Genomic DNA, 21,473 nt, shown 5'->3' on the forward strand with positions numbered 1-21,473 from the left:
TGCTTTTATCACCAAAGCTGAGACCATATTTTGCGATTATCAAAAACCCCGTTAAAATGTCGCGCTCGTTTCATTTAAGGCCAGACCTGTGTTGTTAAACTATGCGCCACCGCGCGACCCCTATTTAGAAATTTTGTATCAAGATGATCACATGCTTGTGATCAACAAACCCAGCGGCTTGTTAACCGTGCCGGGTAAGGATCCAAAGCATGCAGACAGCGCAATCAGCAGAGTCAACACGGTATTTCCAAACGCGCGCATTGTGCACCGTTTAGATATGGCAACTTCGGGAGTGCTGTGTTTGGCAATGAGTAAAGCGGCACATCGCTTTTTAAGTATCCAATTTCAAGATAGATTGACGAATAAACACTATATTGCCCGCATCCATGGTAAGTTAGCGCAGCAAAGCGGCTCGGTGGACTTGCCACTCATTTGTGATTGGCCAAATCGCCCTAAACAGATGGTGTGTCACGATACGGGCAAGCCTTCGTTGACGCACTTTGAAGTACTCAATTATGAACAGCACGCCACCCGAGTGAAATTAACCCCCATCACTGGTCGCTCACATCAATTGCGCGTACATATGCTGTCACTTGGCCATGTGATATTGGGCGATAGACTTTATGCCAAAGACGAGGCGCTGGCTGCAGCACCTCGTTTGCAGTTACATGCCGAGATGCTACAGATTTGTCATCCTGATACGGGCCAAATGATGACCTTTAACGCCCCTGCGCCATTTTAGTGCTGATTAAACAACCCTAATGCACTTGCCGTCATTGCTCTGACGCCCGTTTTTATAGTCAGCGGATAGTCTGGAGCGAATTGACTTGAGTGCAATGAAGGTAGCGTATCGCCATTTTTCTGTGCTTTTTGATAAAGCTCAGGTTCTACTCCACCCAGCCAGAAAATAGTGATTGGGATGTTTTCGTCGGTTAAGCCATATAGGCCAAAGTCTTCTCCCGCCATTACCGGCTCAGACTTCATGACATTATCCGCACCAAGCTCTTGTTTAATTGCATCCGTTACTTTGGCCGCTAAGTCAGGGTCATTGTATGTAGAGGGAATGGTTTCGTCTGTATTGACGTACACTCTCGGTGCCATGTCCTCTGGCAGCCCTGCACTCAAAGCAATCCCCTTGGTCATACGCTCTATGGTAGCGATTTGCTGCTCTCTTACTTTAGGGTCGTAGGAGCGCAGCGTCAGTTGCAGTTTCACCTCATTCGAGATGATGTTGTGTTTTGAGCCCCCATGAATTGACCCCACAGTGATAACCGAAGGTTGTAGCGGTGATATCTCGCGACTGGTAATCGTTTGCAAGGCCAGTACAATGCGCGAGGCCAAGACCACTGGATCTACCGTAGTGTGCGGATAAGCACCGTGACCACCTTTACCTTTAACGGTAATATCAACCGAATCCACATTCGCTAAGGCATAACCCGGCGCGATGGCCACTTTGCCAGCGGGTACTGAGGCACTAACGTGTAGCCCTAACACATGATCAGGTTTGGCAAACTGGCTAAACAGCCCCTCTTTGATCATAGCTTTAGCACCAGCCCCCACCTCTTCAGCGGGCTGTGCCACCATCATTAAAGTACCTTGCCAATTGGCACGCAACGCCACAAGTTGTTTGGCAGCACCTATAAAACTGGTCATATGAATGTCATGCCCACAGCCATGCATCACACCAACTTCGTTATTATTGCTATCTAATACTTTTACTTTTGACGCATATTTTTTGCCCGTATGTTCAATGATGGGCAGCGCATCGGTATCAGCTCGGATCATTACAGTGGGACCCTCACCATTTTTAAGCAAGCCAACTACACCATGCCCGCCCACCCCTTTTGTCACATCAAAGCCAAGCACCTCTAGTTCTGAGGCCAAACGCGCAGCGGTGTTTTTTTCTTGATAAGACAGCTCAGGGTTTTGGTGCAGGTGTAAATATAAGGACTCCAAATACGACATATCGGATTTAACATTGTCCGCAAGAGATAGCGCGTAGGCCTGGCTTGCAAGCAACATAGGTAAACACATGATCAGCTTTTTCATTATTATTCCCACTTCCTTAAATCAGACCTCAAATTAGCAACTAACACCTAGTTATACAATATTTAGCTATCCATGCGTAATGTGTGCTCATTTACAGTTGGTTGAAAACTGGATTAAAAGTTCTGATATTGCTGACCTATAATTTAGTAAATACCTGTTGCCAATCTTACAATTTTCACCACTCTACAAGCGCCCAAAATAAAACCAAAATGTACTAAAAAAAACAATGATTACACTCCTATACATTCAAACTTCCAGACGCTCATTTATTATAAATAAGCATATAAAATACACAGTGGATAACAAAAACCGAACAAAATCGCCTTTTTAACGATAAGAAAAATCATTTATGCACCCACAAAAGGAAATATAAATTTTTTTACCATTTCGCCTTTGACAACTGTTAAATAATGGCTAACTTTGTAACAACCTTTAAGTAAAGGTTAACAATCTAATAATTATAAATAGGAACAACATGATGAAAAAATCTCTTCTTACTTTGTCTATCGCCTTCGCCATTACCAGCACTAGCACGTTAGCTCAAGAACCAAGCTATCAAGGTGCGGCAGCCGATATGGAAATTGCTAACACCTGTATCGTGCGTTTTAACGATGGCGTATCAAAGTTTGATGTTGAAGGCAAAGCTCGCGGCATGGTTGCTAAAGCAAATGCTCAAGCAAAGCATATCTATAAAAACAGTATCAAAGGTATGGCTGTGAACATGAGCTGTGAAAAAGCTAAAGCAGCATTTTCAGGTAACACTGACATTATGCGTTTCACTCCTGATGGCGTAGTACACGCAAGCCCAGCTAAGGTACAAGGTAAGCCAGATGTAAATACCAGTGCCGCACAACAAACACCTTGGAGTGTAACGCGTGTAGGTGGTCCAGTAGATGGTAGCCAGTACACAGCTTGGGTTATCGATACTGGTATCGATCTTGACCATGCCGATCTAAATGTTGACGCAAACAGAGGCTTTTCTGCATTCACAAAAGGCAGAAACGCAGGCGTTGATGATGGCAACGGTCACGGTACTCACGTAGCAGGTACTATCGGGGCACTCGACAACGGTATTGACGTAGTAGGTGTTGCAGCTGGCGCGACTGTTATCCCAGTTAAAGTATTAGATGCGCGCGGCTCTGGTAGCTGGTCTGGCGTACTAGCGGGTATTGACCACGTTGCAGCAAACGCAAGCTCTGGCGATTGTGCAAATATGAGCCTTGGTGGTGGTTTTAACCAAGAGCTAAATGATGCAGTTGAAAATGCTGCACAGCAATCAGGCGCTTTCTTTGTTGTTGCGGCAGGTAATGAAAGCCAGCACGCTGGTAACGTTTCACCGGCTAGTGCATCACATAACCGTGTTTATACTATCTCTGCTACAGATTCAAACGACCGTTTCGCAAGCTTCTCTAACTATGGTAACCCACCGGTAGATTATGCAGCACCAGGTGTTAGCATCCTATCTACTCGTAAAGGTGGTGGCACAACAACGATGTCTGGTACGTCAATGGCATCGCCTGCAGCGTGCGCTGTTATTATGATGAGCAACGGTAACCCAAGCGTAGATGGTAAAGCGACCAACGATCCAGATGGTAACGCTGACAGCATCGTTCATTTGTAATTTCCCAGTAACAAAACGGCGCGCTTAATTTAGCGCGCCGTTTTTTAGGCTAAGTCTTTGCCAATCCAAACAACTTTACCTATGATCTCTAATTGTTCGAGTTCATGAGGTTGCACGTGTTGATCTACATATTCCTTATTATCGCTGATGAGCCGGACCGAGCCATCCAAATACTGTTGTAACCGTTTAGCGTAAAGCTCTTCGCCAAGTCGTACCACATAAATTAGCCCTTCACTTAGCTTTTTATCCGACAAGTCAACCAAAATAGTATTGTTATTGTGAATCGTCGGCTCCATAGAGTCACCTTTGGCAAACACAACAGCCAACTGGCTTTTATCCAAGCCTTTATAATCAACCCACTTTTTTCTAAAAGCTAAATGACGCTCAATACGCGCAGCCCCATTAAAAGCACCGTGACCTGTACTTACAGAGATGTGATAGCCTGGCACCAGAATAAACTCTTCTTCGAATTCATCAACACTAACAACGCGTTGGCTCAATAAAGGTGATGTATCGGATTTGCTTGACGCCTCACCAACCCCCTTTACCAACCACATAAAATCCACGCCTGCTTGTTTAGCAATTCGCTCAATAACACTCAGTTTTGGATCTTCACCTTTTAAAATTCTACGCAGCGTGCCCTCTGAAACACCTATTTTTGACGCAAAGTTACGAATACTGTCTGGCTTAATGGCTTGCTCTACACGCGCAGAGAATGACGCCCCCCCTCCCTCCTCAGTCACCGCGTTATCGCTATAATTTTCATACATATATGATTTCCCTTATTTATTAAGAGTAAAAAATACGCGTTTCTTGACACAGTTCAAATAAAAAGTGACGTAACCGCTAAAAAACCATTGAAATGCGTAATTTTTAGATCTAGAATTTAAAAAAATACGCACAACAACCTTTGGGAATTCCCTGTCAATTTCAATCTATGCGTATTTAGTGCTGCATTATACATCAATTTATGAAGCATTTCACTGGACATTAGTATTTTTGCGTAATAAATGAAGGAATTTATACATTATGCTTTCACAGATTAACATTCAAGCCAATCGTACGCCCAAAGGGGCTGATATTTTAAAGTTTGCCCGCAAATGCCGAGGCTTTACTCAAGCCGAATCAGCAGCCAGTTATGGCATTGAAGAGCGAACACTCAGGCGCTGGGAGAACAACGAATATAACCCTCGCTGGAACGACGTGATAGGATTGCTAGAAGATGTTTATTCTCTCGATGTAGCACATGTGATTTTAGGTATGATCCACACTGATGAATAAGCCCAATAACAAATAATAAAGATAATGAAATGATAAAAAAAATAGAGACCAATCGCCTGATTGACGTACCCAAGCAGCTTCCTCGTACCTCTGGGAGGTTCTTCCGTACATTTGGCACTGTCATGCTGCGCATGTTGGGCTGGCGTATCACTGGTGAGTTTCCACAGTCTGGTAAATTTGTGGCGGCGGTCGCGCCTCACACATCCAACTGGGATTTCTTCGTAGCTATTTCGGTAAAGCTCAGCCTTGGCATTGAAATCAAGTTTTTAGGAAAACACAGTATTTTTGTCGGGCCAATCGGTTGGTTGCTAAAGAAAATGGGTGGTATTGCAGTAGAACGAAGCCAAGCTCACGGTATGGTTGCACAAATTACCGACGTATTTAACCGCTCTGAAGCCTTAATTCTTGGCATTGCCCCAGAAGGCACGCGTAAGAAAACCGCCAAATGGAAAACCGGTTTTTTACATATCGCCAAATCAGCCAACGTACCCGTTGTGCCCATGGCGCTGGATTATCGCAACAAAGAATTTGTCATTATGCCCGCACAGCATATTCAAGGTGACATAGAGCAAGAACTACAACGGTTTTGCAAGCTTTTTGACAAAGAAATGGCTAAATACCCACAGCAAGTCTCTGGAGATTAATTCGACGCACAGTCAGCATATTTTGTCGCAATATATTCGCAGCGAACATTACGTTGCCTATACTGGACAAACCAAACACAAATAATAAAAATGATATGAAAAAAGCTTTATCTAGTTCTATTTACACGCTTGCTTTAGTTTGCGGGCAAGCTTTTGCAGACACCACAGTGCTTAATGCAAAAGCCTACATCGATGTGGATTCAGGTGAGCGCATCAGTAACCCTAGCTTATTGATTGAAGACAATCGCATCGTAAAAATTGCTAAACAAGGTGAGTTACCAATTCCAAGTGATGCAAAAGTTATCACGCTAAAAGATAAAACCTTGCTACCGGGGTTAATGGACATGCACGTACATTTAACCGGGGATCCGTCAGATAACTTCTTAGCTGCACAAAACTATTCAATTCCAAGAAAAACCGTTAAAGCGGTAAAAAATGCCCAAACAACACTGTTAGCTGGCTTTACAACAATACGTAATCTTGGTTCACCCGGCTATAGCGTTATTGCTGTTCGAGATGCCATCAATGCACAAGAAGTGATTGGCCCAAGAATTTACAGCGCTGGCAATGCTATTTCAATCACTGGTGGCCATTGTGATGATAACTTTAGCGCACCGGAGAAAAAGTCAGTCGCGGCGGGCGTCGCCGATGGACCTTGGGCGGTGCGCGCTAAAGTGAGAGAGAATATCAAATATGGTGCGAACACCATCAAAATATGCGCGACAGGCGGTGTGTTCTCTAAAGGTACTAAAGTTGGCGTTCAACAGTTTTCAGAACAAGAATTGCAAGCAGCTGCTGAAGAAGCGCATTTGCGCGGCTTAGTTATTGCGGCCCATGCCCACGGTACCAATGGTATTAAAGCAGCCATTCGCGCGGGGATAGATAGTATAGAGCATTGTAGTTTCATGGATGACGAAGCTATCTCCTTGGCAAAACAGCACGGTACTTATTTATCCTGTGACATTTATAACACCGAGTACACTTTAGCCTTTGGCGAAGCCAATGGGGTACCCGAAGAGAATATCAACAAAGAGAAGTTAGTTTCAAAAGCCCAGCGAGAGAGTTTTCGCCGCGCAGTAAAAGCCGGACTAAATATGGTATTTGGCTCCGATGCTGCAATTTACCCACATGGAGACAATGGTAAACAGTTCTCGCGCATGGTGCAGTTTGGGATGACCCCATTACAGGCGATTCAAGCTGCTACCGTTAATAGCGCAGCACTACTCAAGCAACCAGATTTAGGAAAGATCTCAGAGGGCTATCTTGCCGATATTATCGCCCTTGATGGCGATCCTTTGCATGATATTACAGCGCTGGAAAATGTCAGTTTTGTCATGAAAGATGGTCAAATCTATAAGCAGTAAATACCGTAGAGCCTGCTCTATAGCAGGCTCAGAAAAACCACACGCCGAACTTTCCAAAAATACAGCCGTTCATTTTTACAATTATTTTACAAAAAGTAAATTTACTCTACCCTTGTATTTATGCCGTGCCTAAACATTGGCTGATAAAAGTAAAAAAGGACTTCAACAGGGGTAGACAAAAAATGGAACAAACGACACATAACGAGCCATCATCTAGATTATCATCCATCGATTTGTTACGTGGCTTAATCATCATTTTGATGGCATTGGATCACACCAGAAACTATTGGGGTGTGACTCCATTTTCCCCTACCGATCTGGAATTTAGCAATTGGGCATGGTTTTTCACCCGCTGGATCACGCATTTTTGTGCACCGTTGTTTGTTTTTCTAACGGGTGTTAGCGCCTTTTTATATGCTCAAAAAGTACAAGATGCTAAACAACTACGGCACTTTTTATTTACCCGTGGCGTGTGGCTTATTATCCTGGAGATTGCGCTTATCACACCCAGTTGGCAAGTCAGTTACAACACCATAGTGCTACAGGTGATCTGGGTTATTGGTTGCTCAATGGTATTACTTTCGTTGCTTATCAATATGAGTACAAAGTGGATACTCCTGCTAACACTGCCCTTTTTGCTGTTACATAATGCTGTTAATGATACGGCGATAATGGGAGCGTTAGGCTCTTTTGCGTGGCTATGGCAAATGTTACATGTGCAAGGAGCTATTACCCTCAAGAGCTTAGGCATTAGTACCTTTATCGCCTACCCATTAATCCCTTGGTTTAGCATCATGGCATTGGGGTATGTGGTGGGTCAGGTGTATACTTGGTCGCCACAGACACGTATTCCATATCTGACCAATTTAGGATTAGGGCTTATCATGAGTTTTATCCTGCTCAGAGCCACAGGCATTTATGGTGATCCACAAAACTTTGTTGCACAGCAAAACACCATCACCTCAATTTTATCATTTCTAAACACACATAAATATCCACCCTCTTTGCAATATACTTTGATGACGATAGGGCCAGGCCTCATCCTGTTGGCACAATTAGAAAAACTCAACAGCAACGACAACCTATACAGCTACCTCAGCTGGCTTAAGGTATTTGGTGCTGTACCGCTGTTTTTCTACGTGATCCATGTGCCTATTATCAATGGTGCTGCACATCTCTACACTTGGTTTAAATTTGGTGAACCCATCAATATGTTTTTTGCTTTTAATAAGTTACCACCTAACTATGCGCCTAGTTTATGGTTAACCTATTGTGTCTGGCTATTATTACTTTGGGCCCTTTATTATCCTTGTAAGCACTATGCCAACCTCAAAAATCGCTCTAGCAACCCAGTGTTAAGTTATTTGTAAGTTCACATCGAGATGTGTGCAATTTTAGTCCCATAAAAAGGACAAAAATGCACTTTGAGGGACAAAGGTGAATTTTTAATTACTTTCGTAAAATATTTGTAATGTAAAATAAATTCATTTAGTGTTTCTAAGGTAAACACTCAAGTTGATGTTTACTAATAAAAAATTACGAATAACACGGGAAACACAATGAAAAAAACCAACCTTAGCCTCCTTATGGCCCTAACGATGTCAGCCAACAGTATTGCATTTACGCAACTCGGTGGGGGTGGCATTATGCCAATGGGCCATGAGTGGCTAACACGTACTGCCGCCTTGGAATTGCTAGATGCAGAGCATGTTATTAGCCCCGACCCTAACGATCCTCGACCAACTTGGCAGTATGGACTGGCAAAAAATACCGACCTCAGTAGTGCCTACAGTGAAATATCAAAGATCAGTGCAAACACCAATGACAATAGCAATTATCAACCTCGCTTTGATAATGTGTACGCTGCAATAGTGGGTGAACGTTGGGTGGATATTGCTGGATTCAATGTATCTAACGCCAGTATTGATCCCACAGGTCCAAATTGCTTCAGCGCAATCTCTCAAGAACCTGCGGATTTGCAACAAGATCACTTTATGCGCCGTTATGATGATGTTGCGGGTCAAGGTGGTGTCGACGCAGCCCGCCGTGGTCAGCAACGCTTTATTCAACACTTTATTGACGCTGCAATGGCACAGCAAAAGCGCATTAAAGTGTGGGATGGTGGCGGTTACTCCGCACGAGTTGAAGTCGATCATAACTACTTTTTATTCGGCCGCGCAGTTCATCTTTTCCAAGACTCATTTAGCCCTGAACATACCGTGAGGCTACCGCAAGATAACTTCGAAAAAGTATGGCAAGTCAAAGCTTACTTGTGCTCAGAAGGAGCCGAGCAGCATAGCCACGACACTAAGGATGTCGTGAATTTCAGCAGTGGTGATGTGATCTGGCATGAAGATACCCGCTTAGACTCCGGTTGGAGTAGCTACAAAGTCAGCAGCATGAAACCTGTGGCACTGGTTGCCCTTGAGGCCAGTAAAGATCTATGGGCTGCGTTTATTCGCACTATGGCAGTACACCCAGAACAAAGAGAACAAGCCGCTCGATTGGAAGCGCAAACATTGGTGGATAACTGGCTCTCATTTGACGAACAAGCCATGCTCAGCTGGTATGATGACCAGCAACGGCGCGATCACACCTATGTACTTGCACCGAACGAAACGGGTCCAGGTAAAACGCTTGAAGAGTGTATGCTTGAGCTAAATGTTGGCACCAGCAGCCAATCAGCGCGTGTTGCGCAACTTGATGCCGAGCGTCGCCAATGCTTGTATAACATTGAGGCACAGCCGGGTTATGAAGATCTCTACGACCCACACATGGATATGCCTTACAATTGGCGCTGGAAATCTCTCACCTGGCAAACCCCACCTAGTGACTGGCAAGCAACACAGCACGCCGCCGACAAAGGTGAAACTATCAGTTTTCAATCGGCGCTAAACGGTCAACCTGTTCACACACAAGAGGATCTCACCAATGACGCCAGATTGGTAGCCACGGCTGGCACTGCCACTGAGTTTATTAAAGTCCCCACACCCGACGGCGCGTTTTATTTACGAAGCAAGCAAAACCCAGAGCTATTCTTTAGCTACAGCGCAACCTCATCTGGCTATGCAAAATTGGTTGATTCACCACGCCAATCCGCTTATCAATTTATTTATCAAGACGGGGTTTGGAATATTAAAAACACCTACTGGCAACAGTATTTCTGGCTAGACAGTAGCGATAACAGCATACATCTCAACCGTGATGGCGAACCACATCATAGTTCAGCAAAATGGATCCTAAACCAATAGTAAGTAAACGCAAATCAAGGCAATGTCAGGCTTAGCGCCTGTCATTGCCTTTTTGCTTTAGTACCGAGCGTTACAGCAGGGTTATTTTATATCTACCTCAATTGTGGTGCCATGATTGGCTCCCTCACCCAGCGTTGATACAAAGTACCAACCGAGCTGGAGACCATCTAGTCTGAGATATTCATCACTACCGAAGCGCTGCGACGAAAAGTCATAGAAACTGCGACTTGACCAAAACTGTCCAACATATAAATCTGTGTTACCCAAGCCATGCTGAGTGCGGATCTCTATTTGACTATCTGGTTCAGTAATCTTGATGTAAAAGTGGCTGTCTCCTGCGCCCACACACACCGCCTGCTTATCAAATAATTGGCCATGATTTAGTGGTGGCATAGATTGACATGTATCGAGCAGCTCTTTTGGCTTTTTCGCACCTTCTCTAAGTGCACTTTCATAGCTTGCTGCCAGCATCACTGATTGATAGGGTTTAGAGTCGACAATAGAGACATAGTGAGTGCCCCTATTAACAGTCACTGCCAACACTTGCTCGGTACTCACGACTTTTGAGCGCACCATGGCATTACTTGGTGTCGCCCATTGTCTTGGGTTGTAGAGCAAACGTGTAGTGCTTTGTGCGCCGCGAGTACTTAAATACAACGTGGTATTGTCATGCTCTACTTGCACTTTAAAATACTGCATTTGACCACTGACACACTCGGCTTGATCAAGCTTCAATATATCTCCTGAGCTTGCCGTATCTCCTTCTCGACAGTTAGCTGGCAAATATAGCGGTACGCCCAACTCATTTTTGGCACGCAGTTGTAAACCATCTGGGTCCCCTTCATGAGGTTGCGGAAACCAAGCTTGCAAACAGGCAGCATCCTTTACACAGGGGTCTGTTAATGCTTTCATAAAGTTGACCATATCAGTGAGTTCTTGTTCATTGAGCCCAAGAGGCACGAGCACTGGCGCACCGTCAGCAATTTCAAAATCTACGATTTTGGCCGCTTCTTCGGTATTTATTTCAGCATCAACAAACAAAGATTCACAATCCGCTCGGTGTTTAAATTGCGCCTGCTGACACCACACTTTATTGTCGAAGTAATTACGCAATGTGGCGCGATAATCGTTGTAATGATCCATCACCTCTTCTAGCGTGTCATAGTTCCCCGCGTGACCGTAAGGACCTGTTACTTCAATGTTCAACAAAGTGCCCGAACGAAAGCTAAAAATATCAGCCTCGCTATTGTTACGATGCATTCGGCCTAGATCATTGGTTGTGGTATCACCCGCCCCCGTACCTGGACCAATTTGAGGAAACGCCAACCTGTGGTAATTGGATACCTTGGTTTGCGTAAAGCTATCGGTGTTATGGCAACCAATACACTGCGTGGGCGTATCCATTGGCGGTTCACCGCCATCTGATGGCGGCGGCGGCAGGTATAAATATAAATATGCGCCACGTTTTTGCGATTCGGTGATGGCTGATTTATCCCCTCGGATGTAAGCAAACCATGGGTTATCGGTAAAATTCATGGACCGCTGATATGCTGCGATGGCTTTGCTGATATTTTTAAAAGTGACCACTTCCTCACCAGATGAGGCGCTGTCACCATAGACTTTCTCAAAGTGTGCTCGCCAGTTATTTTTAAATAACTCCCCCTGGCCACTGCCATAGTCGCCAATTCTTGCGGCTAAATGTGCTCGTACCGCTTCGTTGGACTGCCCCTGCATAAAGTCAAAACCACGCATCTCGGACGCGGTAACGACAGGAAAACGCGCCTGTGCTTGCAACAGACTGTCTCCTGCGTTTGGATCAGCCTGTTCATAGGGAACATCGGGTGTACTGATCCCACGTTCTGGATTTAGCCAATCCAAAAATTCAACACGCGCATCGCGAAACAAACTACGCTTTTCAGTCCAAGCGTTAAAAATGGTAGGTGAGTTTCTTGGTACGTATAGGTTGCCAGTCAGTGTTTCTCTGCCCGGCCCCAGTACATCTTCATCTTTTGCCAGCGTACCAATTGGTAAGGCTAAACCATCTCCTCCACCTAAATAGGGGTGATGGCAGCTCGCACAAGCAACGTCTTTATTACCGCTGAGCGCTTTGCTAAAAAACAGTAGCTTTCCAAGCTTTACTTCGGGGTCATCCACGGCAGGAATATTTGCGCCGCTGGTTAAATCTCCGGTCAGTTCATGCTGCGCTATCAACTGCGCAAGTTTGGCATCTAAATCCGGTTCTGCGGATGGAAGTACGTCACTGGCAACCACCTTGCTGGCGACGATGCACAGACTGACCAGTAGAGTAATCCGTCTTCTCATTGTTATCATGTTAGTTTCCTTTGCTAGTTTGAGAATCATCTCAAAAGCGAAAACTAACCCAAAAAATTTACATTTGCAAAATACTAAACACAAATCAATGAAATTAAATTATAAAAACATAAATTTCAATAACTTAACAGAAAAATACGTAAATAACCATATAAAACATCGTGATAAATAGCTGTGGCTTACGCGTGAGTTACGAGTAAGGTTAACACATGGTTAACTTTGCAAGGTGGTAATTTACACGTTCCAACATCCAAAAATCATGACTTATAACTAAACAACCTACGTTCACTTTAATAAAATGCTACCCAGGGCAAAAATGGCTTGTGTAAACTATGGGTTTTCCAAGGAGCATTTATGACGATTACAAGACAGCATACCAACCAACGCATGAGCCGCATTGTTACACATAACAACACCGTCTATTTATGTGGGCAAGTATGTGAAGACGCCAGTAAAGACATCACCGAACAAACTCAAACCATGCTTGCTAAGGTTGATGATTTACTCGCACAAGCGAACAGCGATAAATATCACCTACTCAGCGCTACGGTATATATCAGCGATATGCAGTATTTTGCGAAAATGAACGCCGTGTGGGATGCATGGGTGCCTGAAGGTCACGCCCCCGCAAGAGCCTGTGTACAAGCCGCAATGGCTCGTCCAGAGTTATTGGTAGAAGTTTCCGTGGTCGCAGCCGTTAAAGAAAGTTAGCACCTACATACATGATGGCCTGTGTTCTGAGAGTGATTCACTATTTACTTACGAATGTGACTCACTCTTAGCAACAAAGCTGACAAGCACCCTATGCTACTTGCCTAACTCTGCTTTTAGCTTGTCAACATCTTGATGCTGTTCAAAAAATGCCAATATTGCTTGAATATGTTGTTGCTTGTCACCTTCAAATTGTTTTAGGTAATCTTTGAGTTCACTAAATTGCCAACTGATTTTTGCGTCTTTGGGTATGGCAGCTATCGCGTTCAACACCACACCAATTTCGCAGTCATCCAACAAGAATCGTATAAATTGCATCACCGAAGTTAGCTCAGGGTCATTTATATTAGCGAGTGCATGCTGCACTCGTTTCAGTGCTTGTTTACTTGATTCACACAACAATGCAAGCTCAGCACTATTGGTCAGAGCAATATCAACCTGTCTTATAAGCTCTTTGCTCTGAGATGTCTCGAATCGTTTCACCACATACTCGTATAAACTCATTGCGCGTTCATAGTGCCCTAATTCACCATAAATCATACCTTTGGTCGTATAAGCTGTCGCAATAGCTAAATGAAATATGTCACCCTGATTTAAAACACATTTATCAACAATCGAATCTAACAATGTCAGCGCCTCGTCCAGTTTGCCTAACTGTCTCAACGAATTTACTTTGTTAAGCATCGCTTTTGCAGTCTGCTCTTGAAACAGATTGTCAGGGGTATCAGAGAAACGCTCAATCAATTTGTTGTACGTATTAACCGACTCCTCAAATCTGCCCATATCGTAATACTCAACCCCCAAATTCAACATGGCTTTTGCCACATGCTCTTTAACAAGGGTTATTTGTGAGTCTTTGAATGCTGAAATAAAGTGCTGATAAACAGCAATCGCCTCTACAGCTTGCTCACCTTCACTTAAAGTTGCCCCTTTATTAAACAAAGTAATAGCCCGCAAAGTGAGGTCTTCATTTTCTTCCAATGCTTCTAACACCTTATCCCAAGCCTCGAGCGCTTTGTTGAAGTCTCCAGCTTCAATCGCCTCTAAGCCAACTTCAAACCAATCTGTTGCAGCTAACTCTGGTTGAGTAGTGTTGACACTCATTTTGGTTGTATCCATCTTATGGCTAGACTCTTTAAGAACCTGTTCACTCCTACGAACTAATTCTTGAAGTTTCTGTTCATGCTTCGTTTGAATCTTATCCAACGCTTCTTTGGCTTGTGCTTCGAGCTTTTCGGCATTATCTTTTAAATCAAAGCTCGCCTTTTCTAACTCGTTTTTTGTTTGTGCAATAAGCATTGACTTATTGTGCTTTATCCAATCTTGCATATGCGCCTCTGACGCAATGCTTGCCTGTTGCTTGGCCTCATAAATGGCTCTATTGCGTGCCGATAAACCCAAGCCTAACGCCAGCAAAGTAATGATTACACCATATAGCGCTAGATAGAATGATAAGTCAGATACCCTATCATCAAACCCTGTCAATTGTTGAGTTTGTAAGTTAGTCTGCGTCGCAATATGAAGATTGAGATGCTCTAGCTTAATTTTAAGATTGAGTTGCTCCTCTTCGATACTTTTAATGTCATTACCTTGTAACTGTTGCTGTTTCACTCGCTCGTCTAAAGACGCGAGTTTCTCGTGTATGTTCACAAGTTGATAAAACGACGCTTGCTCAGATTGCGGCGTTGGTGCGTCATGCGCTAATGCAAACAAAGGGAGACTAAAAACAGAGAAAATGAGTAAAATCGCGCGCATCTATCATCCTTATAAAAATTAGCAGGCCAACGCAGATAAAAACCGCATCAATCTAACCCAGTTGTGATGAATAATCCAGCTCAGTAACATCACATAAATATCAACAAACCAACGGGCTATGATAACTGCCACTGAAAAATAAGTAATGTTGTCGGCTATTCACCGCAAACTAAAAAATCAAAATAAAAACCGCCTATACTGAATATTATTGTTACAACTAGAAGACCTATCTTGAAAAAGCTGTATTGCCTAGTGGTGGTTTTTATATGTTTACATGGTTTGTATAGCCCAGCGTTTGGTGCTCAGAGCAAAGCGTTAAAGCCACTTACTTTATCAACGACCAACGACCCAAGAACTCCCTTGTATCAAAAAACAGTGCAAGTGCTGCGCGTTGCGTTGGCCGAGCTGGGCTTTACCTTGAACGTAATAACGTTACCAAGCAAACGCAGCTTAAGCTGGTCCAACATGGGCAAGGTAGATGGCGAGCTATTCAGAGTCAGCGATTTAGACCTTGCAACCTACCCGAATTTAATACGAGTCAACGAGGCCATCGCAGTAATTGATCAATCTGTCATAGGTAAGTCAGGTATTGTGGTAAATGGCTGGCAAAGCATGCAACACTACACCATCGCCTATGAGCGAGGCACCGCTTTTTTGGATAAAAATCAAGCGCGTTTTAAAGGTGTGATCTTAGTAGATGACTTTGATCAAGCCATCGAGCTTATCATCGCCGGTAGGGCTGATATTACGGTGACAAGTAGAGCAACTGCACAGCGCTTAATGAAAAATTCGCCCCTTTCATCCCACGAGATAAAAATCCATAACCCTCCTCTAGTTGAAGTAAAGCTACATACCTATATCAACAAACAACGCCACCCAGAACTCCCTCATCAACTTTCACAGGTGCTTAAAGCAATGAAACTTGATGGTCGCTACGACAAGCTGAGTCAATTGACAGCCACCAGTAGATAATATCCTTTAGCTTTGTGTTCGTTTTAAGAGCTTTTGCTTTACTCTTGGCAGCAAGCCATTCACACGTATCAGCCAATACATCATAAGCAACAAAATAATAAGATCTGCGTACTCAACTAGCAAAAAGTGACGAATATCCTCAGGGGCATGCTGTAATCCTTGGCCCACAAATGAACCCACCGCAATAAACATGGCAAAACACATACGCCAAACGTGACGTGACACTCGGGTGCGTTGACTGATTTGTTTAGCCATTATGTAACGTAGGTCCAACATCGCACTGATTATGGCAAGCACACCAAACATAATATAAGGCCCAGCAGAGAACCCTTGAAATCGCCCTGTTTCAGACTGGCTCACCACATACACGCAGTAAAAACTGTACAAGCCAATGGCAAGCGCAGCGTACATAAGCACATAGTGACCACTCGCCTGTCTCGACTGTGAAGCTCTAAATACAGCCACGGCGGTAAGTACCAAATAAAGTGTATACATGCCCGCAATCACCGATATCATCATAGGCTTTATAAAAGCGACCACACTCCCTGTTATCGCCATTAACACCATCGCGATAACAAACCAGCGACCCGCTTTGATGTGCCCCACACCCCCTTTTTTCATAAACAACGCCGTATATCCGGCAAGTACCGCGACTGTGCCACTGGCAATGTGGCCAAAAAGTATGATTGATTGCGCCATAACCGCTCCCAAAAAATAACCATAATTAAGATTTAGACTCATGCTATGCTCAACCTCTAAAGGTGTCGTCCAAGCCACTTAGCGAAGACTGACAAAATAAATATAAGCTTAATAATCAACAGTATATTTTTGTGGAAGTGTAGAATGGATCAACCATTTGAGATGTTGTTATCGGGAGTAACACTCGGTGTTGGTGGGTTTTCCTGCTATTTGATCGCCTATAGAATGCGCCAGCAGCCGTTTTATATTCCGCTTTTTATACTACTTCTCGCGCTGACTTTTCTCAGCGCCGGAGGAGTGGTTTTTGCGGGCTTTGAGCAACATATATTTAGCTACATCGCCATTTTGGCCCCCAGCTTTTTACTGTTAGCACCGAGCTTGTGGCTATACGCACGCGCTTTGACTGCCAGCACCCCATGGTGTTTTCAACTGTCACATTGCAAACACTTTATTCCTGCATTTATGAGCTTGTCGCTTAGCTTTGCCACCTTGTTAGCACCCAACTCACTATTGCAAGAGATGTTTTTCAGCGACCAAGATGTAACACCTGACTTTTTCTCAGTATTTATTAGCGTTGCAACTATGCTCACGATTGCCATATGGTTTTTACAAACCGTGGGTTATTTACTCAACTTGGCAAAGCTCACGCATAGCTACCACATGCAACTGAGAAATGTGTTTTGTGATCTCACCAACAAGAAATTGAAGTGGCTACGGCTTATCGTCGTAGCCATGCTGCTAAGTGCTACATGGGCTTCGTTGGCCATCATGGATGTTAATTTGGCTATTTTTGATGCCATTTGGGGCCAGCTACTGTGCTTATTGACAATATGGTGGTTGGGCTATTTTGGCTTAACGCAACAACCTGGATTTGCTGTTGTCTATAAAGAAAATCAACAGCAAGCCCAGCAAGACAATATCCAACTCCCCCGCTATCAACGCTCGGCACTTAGCTCACAACAAAGCCAAAGCATCGCCCAAAAAGTACAACAAGCGATTGAAAGTGATAAGCTTTATTTAGACTCACAATTGACTCTTTACAAGCTGGCTAAACATATCAACGAGCCTAGCCAGTATGTTTCACAAACGCTTAGTCAGGTCATGCAAACGTCATTTTTTGAATGTATAAATAACGCACGAGTTGAGGCGGCGAAAGACATGTTGCGGTCAGATCAGCACAACGTGTTAGACGTTGCCATGTCTGTTGGCTTTAATGCCCGTTCGTCATTCTATAAAGCGTTTAAAAGTCGAACTAACATGACACCAAGTCAATTTAAAAAGTCTACTAAGCAATAGCCTGAAACTTTATCGTACTCAGGTCTATACTTGACTAATAAAGTTATAATAATGGGGATGACATCAATGCTGCTAAGCAAGCGCATGCGCAACATATTTTGCAGTGTTATTGCCGCCTGTTCTCCTACCATTTATGCCAGTAACGACATCGACTTATTTTCTTTAGATCTCACCGAACTGGTGAACGTGACGGTTGAGGCACGAAAGGTTGAAGAAGACCTGCAAAACACTCCGCTGTCTGTGTCTGTAATGTCGAGAGAGTTTCTAGCACAAAGAGCACTAGATAACTTAGTCGACGCCGCCTATTTTATTCCTAATATAGACATCACCACTGTGGGAGAAAATTCAGGGTGTACCCACTGTGCTGGTATTACCATCCGCGGTGTCGGTCAAGTAGACCCCATTCCAACCACCGACCCTAGCGTTGGCCTTTATATCGATGGGGTTTATCATGCTCGCTCCGCAGGGTCCATTGTTAACTTTTTAGATATAGAACGTATTGAAGTGCTGCGAGGACCACAGGGCACGTTGTATGGTAAAAACTCGATTGGTGGGGCTATCAATATCTTGACTCGTAAGGTCAGTGACCAACAGCAAGTTCGCACCCAGATCACAGCGGGTGAGTTCAATCGTTTTGACGCTTCCTTCCTTCTCAATCAACCATTGAATGAGCAATGGGCTGCCAGAGTCGCTGTGGCCAAGTTCACCGAAGACGGTTTTGTTAAGCGACTTAATGGTGATTTGGAGGGCGGCCAAGACGAGTTGGGGGTCTTAGCTAAACTGCGTTATCAACCTTCAAAAAGGCTCAGCATTGAATTTAGCTTAGACAGACAGCTGCAAAATAATGGTAGCGCCCCATCGGTTCTTAGTAAGAAAAATGACGATGCCGATTTGATCTCACTGTATAATTTGGTCGCAACAGGCTCCCCAGCCATTGAACCACTTCCTGAACTACACACCTTTACAGACCCCTTTTTGAGTGCAGCTACCGCTGAAAACGAAAACCGCCTGAGCCAAACAGGATACCGTGGCACGATTGATTGGGATATTAACGAGCAATTACATCTAAAATCGATCACCAGTTACCGTACACTCGATGCCATTTATGGTAGAGATTTTGACAATAATCCCGTCAATATCGGTTTTACTCATGATGAACAAACTCAGCGCCAACTTAGTCAAGAGTTTAATCTCTCTGGCAATCAAAATAATGATTTTAAATGGCTGCTAGGGTTGTTCACCATAGATGAGCACATAGATTATAACTTTAGGTTTGTATTTCTAGAGGGCTTATATCAGGGTTTAGAAACTCTGCCCTCACCGCTTGATGGTTCACCTTTGAGCGCGCCTACATCCATTGGCGGCCCAAACAACCCACTTAATCTCGGCCTCGATCTTGATAACACATTTAACAATGAAGTTGACAACCAAAGCATTGCCCTATTTGCGCATAGTACCTATCAATTTGCGCCCAAGTGGCGTGTTACCACGGGTGCACGTTTAACTTGGGAGCGGAAAAAGCAGCAAGTGATAACGCGTTTAAATGTTGCTGATGTCATAGCGATTAATAGGACAGATAGCGCCCCTGATGGCGCCATTGAGAAAAGTTGGCGGGTTTTCTCACCGTTACTCGGACTTCAATATAGACCCACGAAAGATTTCATGTACTTTATTAACGCGGCACGTGGCTTTAAATCGGGAGGGTTTAATGGCGTTGCTAACTCGGTAGTATCCGCTCGCCCATTTGAGCCGGAATACCTCACTTCAATTGAATTGGGCGTCCGCTCAGAGTGGTTTGACAGTCAGTTACGCCTCAATGGCACTGCTTTTTTGCTCGAACATCGAGACATGCAATTACGCGGCGGTGAATCAGGGGAGAACTCCGGTGTTGAAATATTTATCGACAATGTAGGCAACACCCGAACCAAAGGTGTTGAACTAGAGGCCGAAGCACTGTTGTCGAAAACGGTTAACCTCAGTTTCAGTGTCTCTTATACGGACGCCAAATTTACCGATGTAGGTAATGCAACAGAAGTCACCAAAGCCAGCAAACTGATAAAAACACCCCGCTGGACAACCGCTTTGAGCCTACGTAAAGTCTGGCCCATCACTAATCAACACAACCTTACAACGCGGCTGAGTTGGGCGTATCGCAGTGACATCTACAATGATGTATTTAATAACGAACACGCCAAACAAGATGCGCTGTCGCTGCTGAATTTCTACGTTAGTTACCCTATCACCCAACAGCTAAAAGCATCATTTTTTGTCACCAATCTAACGGATGAATATCATGTGATAGGCGCTAATGACTTTACGGCTGCCTTTGGCGTAGCTGAGTATTATCTCGCCCCACCAAGGCGCTTTGGCCTATCGCTTAGTTATCAATTTTAATCTATCGGCTTTGACCTCATAAGTGGTCGGTGCAGCTTGGCATGGTATGTTGTTGTAACACAAGATACTATCTTGAAAATAATCAGAACAAATTAGCGGCCTTATCATGACAGCCATAACACAACTATTTCCCGTTTGGGCAGTCTTGCTCAGTACCATCGCACTGTTTTTTCCACACCTGTTTATCGATTTTAAATCTGCCATCATTCCCATGCTCATGGTGATCATGTTGAGTATGGGTTTAACACTCACAGGCCAAGACTTTTTACGAGTAATACAACATAAAAAAGCGGTACTGATAGCCGTATTGCTGCAATTTACCGTGATGCCTCTAATGGCGTACACCTTGGCAACCCTACTCATGTTTGATACCGATTTACTCATTGGCATGGTGCTGGTCGGTACGGTGGCTGGTGGCACGGCAAGTAATGTGATGTGCTATTTAGCCAAAGGGGATGTTGCTTTATCTATCACTATGACCGCAATCAGTACCTTGCTTGGGGTGATGTTTACCCCCTTTCTTACTGCTGCGTTGATTGGACAAGTGGTTGATATTCCTGTGTCATCGATGCTCGCCAGCCTCTTGAAAATAGTTCTGCTGCCGGTAGCAATAGGCGTACTGATGAATCGCATTTTTACCAATAAGCTCAATCATATCAAACCCCATTTACCGTTCGTGTCGATGGCTGCCATTGTGTTTATCATTGCCATCATCGTGGCGTTAAATAGCGCTAAGCTGCAAACCATCGGGTTACTTATATTTGTGGCCATTGTCGTACATAACGCGACAGGGTTGCTGCTAGGTTACTGGATACCTAAATGTCTTAAGCAAGATGAGACCGTATGCCGAACCATCGCATTCGAGGTTGGCATGCAAAACTCGGGGCTTGCTGTTGCACTGGCAATGAAATTCTTTTCCCCTGCGGCTGCTATCGCTGGCACATTATTTTCCATATGGCACAACGTGAGTGGTTCAATTTTGGCAGGCTATTGGCACAAGCGTAGCATCAAAGAATCAAGCACAGCGCCTGAACCTGACGCAGAGTCACAAATAGAGCAATCATAACAGCCAATACAAAAAGCCGCCCTGAAGGCGGCTTGATTA

At 44.1% G+C, this 21,473-nt stretch carries 17 protein-coding genes; 12 read left to right on the forward strand and 5 right to left on the reverse strand.

Annotation, left to right across the window (positions count from 1 at the left end):
* Positions 1-88 precede the first annotated feature (88 nt).
* A complete protein-coding gene (rluA, locus tag L1070_RS15065) occupies positions 89-742 on the forward strand; it encodes a bifunctional tRNA pseudouridine(32) synthase/23S rRNA pseudouridine(746) synthase RluA (protein WP_237126153.1) in 654 nt (217 codons plus the stop codon).
* On the opposite strand, the gene L1070_RS15070 is transcribed toward rluA, so the two are convergent.
* Positions 739-2,049, reverse strand: coding sequence for an amidohydrolase (locus L1070_RS15070; protein ID WP_237126154.1), 1,311 nt, complete (start codon positions 2,047-2,049; stop codon positions 739-741). The two genes, rluA and L1070_RS15070, sit on opposite strands and share 4 nt — an antisense overlap.
* 475 nt (positions 2,050-2,524) lie before the next feature.
* Here L1070_RS15070 and L1070_RS15075 point away from each other — a divergent pair, with 475 nt between their 5' ends.
* On the forward strand, positions 2,525-3,670 hold the full coding sequence (locus L1070_RS15075) for a S8 family serine peptidase (protein ID WP_237126155.1): 1,146 nt from the start codon (positions 2,525-2,527) through the stop codon (positions 3,668-3,670).
* Between the two features lie 44 nt (positions 3,671-3,714).
* On the opposite strand, the gene L1070_RS15080 is transcribed toward L1070_RS15075, so the two are convergent.
* Positions 3,715-4,440 carry an XRE family transcriptional regulator gene (locus L1070_RS15080; RefSeq protein ID WP_237126156.1) on the reverse strand — a complete coding sequence of 242 codons (726 nt, stop codon included), beginning with the start codon at positions 4,438-4,440 and terminating at the stop codon, positions 3,715-3,717.
* Between the two features lie 259 nt (positions 4,441-4,699).
* On the opposite strand from L1070_RS15080, the gene L1070_RS15085 reads away from it, so the two are divergent.
* From L1070_RS15085 to L1070_RS15105, 5 genes are all read left to right on the forward strand, one after another.
* Positions 4,700-4,951 (forward strand): helix-turn-helix domain-containing protein, encoded by a 252-nt coding sequence (locus L1070_RS15085; RefSeq protein ID WP_070985640.1) that lies wholly within the window; start codon positions 4,700-4,702, stop codon positions 4,949-4,951.
* A 29-nt stretch (positions 4,952-4,980) separates the two neighbouring features.
* Positions 4,981-5,595, forward strand: a complete 615-nt coding sequence (locus L1070_RS15090; RefSeq protein WP_237126157.1) for a 1-acyl-sn-glycerol-3-phosphate acyltransferase — start codon at positions 4,981-4,983, stop codon at positions 5,593-5,595.
* 95 nt (positions 5,596-5,690) lie between these two features.
* Positions 5,691-6,959: an amidohydrolase family protein gene (locus tag L1070_RS15095; protein ID WP_237126158.1), complete on the forward strand. Its 1,269-nt coding sequence runs from the start codon at positions 5,691-5,693 to the stop codon at positions 6,957-6,959.
* Positions 6,960-7,141: 182 nt separating this feature from the next.
* Complete coding sequence (locus L1070_RS15100; protein ID WP_237126159.1) at positions 7,142-8,329, forward strand: heparan-alpha-glucosaminide N-acetyltransferase domain-containing protein; 1,188 nt, start codon at positions 7,142-7,144, stop codon at positions 8,327-8,329.
* A gap of 189 nt (positions 8,330-8,518) precedes the next feature.
* The gene (locus L1070_RS15105; protein ID WP_237126160.1) at positions 8,519-10,210 is read left to right on the forward strand and encodes a hemolysin D; all 1,692 of its coding nucleotides are present in this window, start codon (positions 8,519-8,521) and stop codon (positions 10,208-10,210) included.
* 81 nt (positions 10,211-10,291) lie between these two features.
* On the opposite strand, the gene L1070_RS15110 is transcribed toward L1070_RS15105, so the two are convergent.
* Positions 10,292-12,541, reverse strand: coding sequence for a cytochrome c peroxidase (locus L1070_RS15110; RefSeq protein WP_237126161.1), 2,250 nt, complete (start codon positions 12,539-12,541; stop codon positions 10,292-10,294).
* A gap of 354 nt (positions 12,542-12,895) precedes the next feature.
* On the opposite strand from L1070_RS15110, the gene L1070_RS15115 reads away from it, so the two are divergent.
* Entirely contained in the window at positions 12,896-13,252 is a 357-nt protein-coding gene (locus L1070_RS15115) for a RidA family protein (protein ID WP_237126162.1), read from the forward strand.
* Positions 13,253-13,348: 96 nt separating this feature from the next.
* Here L1070_RS15115 and L1070_RS15120 read toward each other — a convergent pair whose 3' ends face one another.
* On the reverse strand, positions 13,349-15,007 hold the full coding sequence (locus L1070_RS15120; protein ID WP_237126163.1) for a tetratricopeptide repeat protein: 1,659 nt from the start codon (positions 15,005-15,007) through the stop codon (positions 13,349-13,351).
* Between the two features lie 231 nt (positions 15,008-15,238).
* On the opposite strand from L1070_RS15120, the gene L1070_RS15125 reads away from it, so the two are divergent.
* Entirely contained in the window at positions 15,239-15,979 is a 741-nt protein-coding gene (locus L1070_RS15125; protein WP_237126164.1) for a transporter substrate-binding domain-containing protein, read from the forward strand.
* 6 nt (positions 15,980-15,985) lie between these two features.
* On the opposite strand, the gene L1070_RS15130 is transcribed toward L1070_RS15125, so the two are convergent.
* On the reverse strand, positions 15,986-16,678 hold the full coding sequence (locus L1070_RS15130; RefSeq protein WP_237126165.1) for a hypothetical protein: 693 nt from the start codon (positions 16,676-16,678) through the stop codon (positions 15,986-15,988).
* Positions 16,679-16,822: 144 nt separating this feature from the next.
* Between L1070_RS15130 and L1070_RS15135 the strand changes: the two genes are divergently transcribed.
* The 3 genes from L1070_RS15135 to L1070_RS15155 all read left to right on the forward strand — a co-directional run bounded on the left by L1070_RS15135 (position 16,823) and on the right by L1070_RS15155 (position 21,434).
* The gene (locus L1070_RS15135) at positions 16,823-17,974 is read left to right on the forward strand and encodes an AraC family transcriptional regulator (protein ID WP_237126166.1); all 1,152 of its coding nucleotides are present in this window, start codon (positions 16,823-16,825) and stop codon (positions 17,972-17,974) included.
* An 84-nt stretch (positions 17,975-18,058) separates the two neighbouring features.
* A complete protein-coding gene (locus L1070_RS20360) occupies positions 18,059-20,368 on the forward strand; it encodes a TonB-dependent receptor (protein WP_275423289.1) in 2,310 nt (769 codons plus the stop codon).
* Between the two features lie 103 nt (positions 20,369-20,471).
* Positions 20,472-21,434 carry a bile acid:sodium symporter gene (locus L1070_RS15155; protein WP_237126183.1) on the forward strand — a complete coding sequence of 321 codons (963 nt, stop codon included), beginning with the start codon at positions 20,472-20,474 and terminating at the stop codon, positions 21,432-21,434.
* Positions 21,435-21,473 lie beyond the last annotated feature (39 nt).

The organism is Pseudoalteromonas sp. MMG022, from assembly GCF_021654245.1.
Taxonomy (GTDB): Bacteria; Pseudomonadota; Gammaproteobacteria; order Enterobacterales; family Alteromonadaceae; genus Pseudoalteromonas; species Pseudoalteromonas amylolytica.